The organism is Streptomyces sp. NPDC052396 (assembly GCF_044593195.1).
Classification (GTDB): domain Bacteria; phylum Actinomycetota; class Actinomycetes; order Streptomycetales; family Streptomycetaceae; genus Streptomyces.
Genome location: NZ_JBIUAW010000034.1, coordinates 1 through 4886 on the forward strand (window position 1 = coordinate 1; position 4886 = coordinate 4886).

General features: G+C 66.5%; 1 protein-coding gene. It reads right to left on the reverse strand.

Going from position 1 to position 4886, the window contains the following annotated elements; all coding sequences use genetic code 11:
* A partial coding sequence (locus tag ACIHFE_RS34445; protein ID WP_400113020.1) for an amino acid adenylation domain-containing protein occupies positions 1 to 4729 on the reverse strand: 4729 nt, incomplete at its 3' end.
* Positions 4730 to 4886: the final 157 nt, after the last annotated feature.

A 4886-nucleotide genomic window follows, 5' to 3' on the forward strand; every position in this document is an offset into this window, starting at 1 on the left:
CCACCGCCAACGCACCCGGAGACCGCACCACCTGCGCCTCAAACAACTCCACCAACGACAACCCCGGCACCTCACGCGCCGTGTCATTCCACCCCGAAACCACCAACTCCCGCTCCCGCTCATCGAGCAGGTCCAGTTCGCTGACGGGGAGTTCGGGCTCCGCCACGGCGGCTGCCAGCAGCCTGCCCAGCCGGGCGGTCAGTGCCTCCACCGTGGACCGGTCGAAGACATCGGTGTTGAACTCGACCAAGCCGTCCAGACCGCCGGTCAGGGACTCCGTCAGACCGAAGACCAGGTCCATGCGGGCCGTACCCGTATGGACCGGGAGGGTGGCCGCCGATGACAGACCGGACAGGGTCAGTTCGGAGTCCGCCGCGTTCTGCCAGGCGAGCATGGTCTGGAACAGCGGGTGATGGGCCAGCGTCCGCTCCGGGTTCAGCGCCTCCACCAGGTGCTCAAAGGGCACCTCCTGGTGGGCGTAGGCGCCGAGGTCCACTTCCCTGATCCGGTCGAGCAGTTCATGGAAAGTCGGGTCACCGGAAACGTCGGTGCGCAGTACCAGGGTGTTGACGAAGAAGCCCACCAGATCGTCCAGGGCCTCATCGGTACGGCCCGCGATCGGACTGCCAATGGCAATGTCCTCACCCGCACCCATCCGATGCAACAGCGCCACCAGTGCCGCGTGCACCACCATGAACACCGTGGCATTGCCGGCGTGCGCGAGTTCCACCAGACCCTGATGCAGCTCCGCGTCCCAGTGGAAGTCCAGGGTTTCGCCCCGGTGAGTGGCCACCGCCGGATAGGGACGGTCGGTGGGCAGTTCCATCCGCTCCGGCAGTCCGGCCAGCGTCCGCTTCCAGTAGTCGAGTTGGGGTTCCAGGGCCTGCGCGAGCCGGTCGCGTTGCCACAGGGTGTAGTCGGCGTACTGCACCGGCAGCGGCCGCCAGCCCGGAGCGGCACCCCGCAGCCGGGCGGCATAAGCGGTGGCGACATCGCGCCACAGCGGCTCCAGCGACCAGCCGTCGGCAGCGATGTGGTGAATCACCAGAACCAGGACGGAATCCTCGGCGGAGAGCATCAACAGCTCGGCATGGACGGGAATGTCCTGCCCCAGGTCGAATTCATGCCGGACGGCCGAATCCAGGGCATTGCCGAGCTCCGCCTCGGCAATCTCGGTCACCATCAGGGCGGGTCGGGCCGCGCCGCCTGCCCGCACCTGCTGGTAGGGCATGCCGTCCTGGTCACTGATGACCGTGCGCAGGCTCTCGTGCCGGGCTGCCACATCGGACAGCGCCTCGCCCAACGCCTCCTGGTCGAGCGGGCCGGTCAGCCGTACCGCCAAGGGAATGTTGTAGGTGGCCGACGGGCCTTCCAGCCGGCTGAGGAACCACAACCGGTTCTGGGCGAACGACAACGGCAGCCGCTCGGGACGAGCCATCGGCTCCAACCCCGCACCCGCCTGGCCGGCTCCGGCCACCACCCGCGCCAGCCCGGCCACCGTGGGCGCCTCAAACAGAGCCCGCACACCAAGCTCCACACCGAACGCCGAACGCACCCGGGAGATAACACGCGTCGCCAGCAGGGAGTGGCCGCCCAGGTTGAAGAAGCTGTCCTCCACGCCCACTTCGGGCACGCCAAGGACATCGGCGAACAGCCCGCAGAGGATTTCCTCGGCCGGCGTGCGGGGGGCACGGGAGGAGACGGAGTCGAATACCGGCTCGGGAAGAGCGGCCCGGTCCACCTTGCCGTTGACGGTCAGCGGGAATTCCCCGAGCACTACAAATGACGAGGGAATCATAAAGTCCGGCAGTTGCCCGCCGGCGAACTGACGTAGTTCTTCGCCGAGTTCACCGGTGTGCGCATGGGCCTTCGGTACGACATAGGCGACCAGGCGCTGCCCCTGGTCCGCGATGACCAAGGCACGGTCAACGGCGGGGTGCCCGCTCAGAACGGTTTCGATTTCGCCGGGTTCGATCCGGAAACCACGGATCTTGATTTGCTCATCCGCACGGCCGACGAACTCCAGCCCACCATCCCTCCGCCATCGCACCAAATCCCCGGTCCGATACATCCGCCCACCCTCACCAAACGGACAGGCCACAAAACGTTCCGCCGTCAAACCCGCACGCCCCGCATACCCACGTGCAACCCCCTCACCCACCACATACAACTCCCCCACCACACCCACCGGAACAGGCCGCAACCACCCGTCCAGCACAAAACAACCCACCCCATCAATGGGCCGTCCCAACGACGGCACACCGCCATCACCATCCACCGCGCCAAACGTCACACTCACCGTCGTCTCTGTCGGCCCATACCCGACCACCAATCGACGACCACTCGATACCCACCGCCGCGCCAACTCCCCCGGGCACACCTCGCCGCCCACCAATACACATGCCAACTCCGGCGCCCGCTCCACCGGCAAGGAGGCCAGCACCGACACCGGCAACGCCACATGCGTCGCCCCACCTACCTCCAACGCCAATGCCAACTCATCCCCCACCAAACCCTCCGCCCCACCCAAAACCAACGCCCCGCCCGAGCCCAAAGTCATCACGACATCTGCCACCGCCACATCAAAACTCGGCGACACCGCCTGAAACACCCGCGACTTCACGCCCAGCCCCAACGCCTCCGCATGGGCCTGCACCAAACCCACCACGCCCCCATGCGACACCACCACACCCTTGGGCCGCCCCGTGGAACCCGACGTAAAAATCACATACGCCGCATCCAGCACACCACGACCACCCACCACAGGATTACCCTCCGGATAACCCTCAGCCACCACCGGCCCATCCACCACCAACCCCACACCCGCACCCTCCAACATCACCGCAACCCGATCCTCCGGATACACCGGATCCACCGGCAAAAACGCCCCACCCGCCTTCCACACCGCCAACTCCAACACCACCAACTCCACCGAACGCGGAAGCTTCAACCCCACCACACACTCCCGCCCCACACCCCGCTCAACCAGCCAATGCGCCACCCGGTTCACCCATGCATTCAACTCCCCATACGAAAGCTCCACCCCACCACACACCACAGCCAACGCATCCGGAGCAGCCGCAACCCGCTCCTCAAACAACTCCACAAACAACCCACCCGAAGAACCACCAACCACACCACCCCACTCACCCAACACCCGCAACCGCTCCATATCGGAGAGCAGTTCCACCCTGCTCACCGGAATGTCCGGCTCGGCGACAACGGCCGTCAGCAGCCGGCCGAGCCTGGCGGCCAGCGATTCCACGGTGGCCTGGTCAAAGAGGTCAACACTGAAATCAACAAGACCATCGACTCCGCCTTCCGCGCCGGAGTTCTCGGTCAGGGTGAAAGCCAGGTCCATCCGGGCCGACTCTGTGCTCACCGAAAGGTGATCCGTGGAAACCCCGCTGAGCTCCAGCTGGGAGTCGGCCGTGTTCTGCCAGGCCAGCAGCACCTGGAACAGCGGGTGGTGGGAGAGGGACCGGGCCGGGTTGAGCACCTCCACCAGGTGCTCGAAGGGCACCTCCTGGTGGGCATAGGCATCAAGGTCGGTTTCCCGCACCCGGCCGAGCAGTTCACCGAAGGTCGGGTCACCCGAGACATCGGTACGCAGCACCAGGGTGTTGACAAAGAAGCCCACCAGCTCGTCCAGGGCCTCATCGGTACGGCCCGCGATCGGACTGCCAACGGCGATGTCCTCACCCGCACCCAGCCGGTGCAGCAGCGCCACCAGTGCCGCGTGCACCACCATAAAGACGGTGGCGTTATGTGCACGCGCCAACTTCACCAGGCCGCCATGGAGTTCGGCATCCCAGTGGAAGGTGTGGGAACCACCGCGGTAGGAGGCGACGGCGGGGTAAGGACGATCGGCCGGCAGCTCGATGCGTTCCGGCAGGCCGTTGAGCGTCTGCTTCCAGTGGGCGAGCTGGCTCGCCAGCACGCTGTTCCGGTCGGATTCATCGCCGAGCAGCTTGCGCTGCCAGAGGGTGTAGTCGGCGTACTGCACCGGCAGCGCCCGCCAGTCCGGAGCGCTCCCCCGCAGCCGGGCGGCATAGGCGGTGGCGATATCACGCCACAAGGGCGCCAGCGACCAGCCGTCGGCGGCGATGTGATGGAGCACCAGGATGAAGACAGACTCCTCCGGTGAAAGCACCAGAAGCTCTGCGCGCAGCGGGAGTTCGGAGGCCAGGTCGAATGGGTGGCGGATGGCTCGGTCCATCGCCTCGGCGAGCGTTTCCTCGTTGACCTCGGTCACCGTCAGGGCCGGCCGGGCGTGCGCGTCCTCCAGGATGCGCTGGAAGGGAGTGCCCTGGTCCTCGGGGAAGACGGTGCGCAGGTTCTCGTGCCGGGCCACCACATCCGCCAAGGCGTCTGCCAGGGCCGACGGGTCGAGCGGTCCGGTCAGCCGTACCGCCAGGGGAATGTTGTAGGTGGCCGACGGGCCTTCCAGCCGGCTGAGGAACCACAGCCGGTTCTGGGCGAACGACAACGGCAGCCGCTCGGGCCGGGCCATCGGCTCCAACGCCACCCGCGCCTGACCGGCTCCGGCCACCACCGCGGCCAGCGCGGCCACCGTGGGTGCCTCAAAGAGAACGCGAACTCCGAGTTCCACGCCGAACACCGAACGCACCCGTGAGATCAGGCGGGTGGCGAGGAGAGAGTGACCGCCCAGATCGAAGAAGCTGTCCTCCACACCTACTTCAGGTACGTCGAGCAATTGCGCGAACAACCCGCACAGCACCTCTTCCACCGGTGTCCGCGGCGACCGCGACACCACACCGGACACAAACTCCGGCTCCGGAAGAGCACCCCGATCCAGCTTCCCATTCGCCGTCAACGGGAACTCATCCACCACCACAACAGCCGCCGGCACCATAAACTCCGGC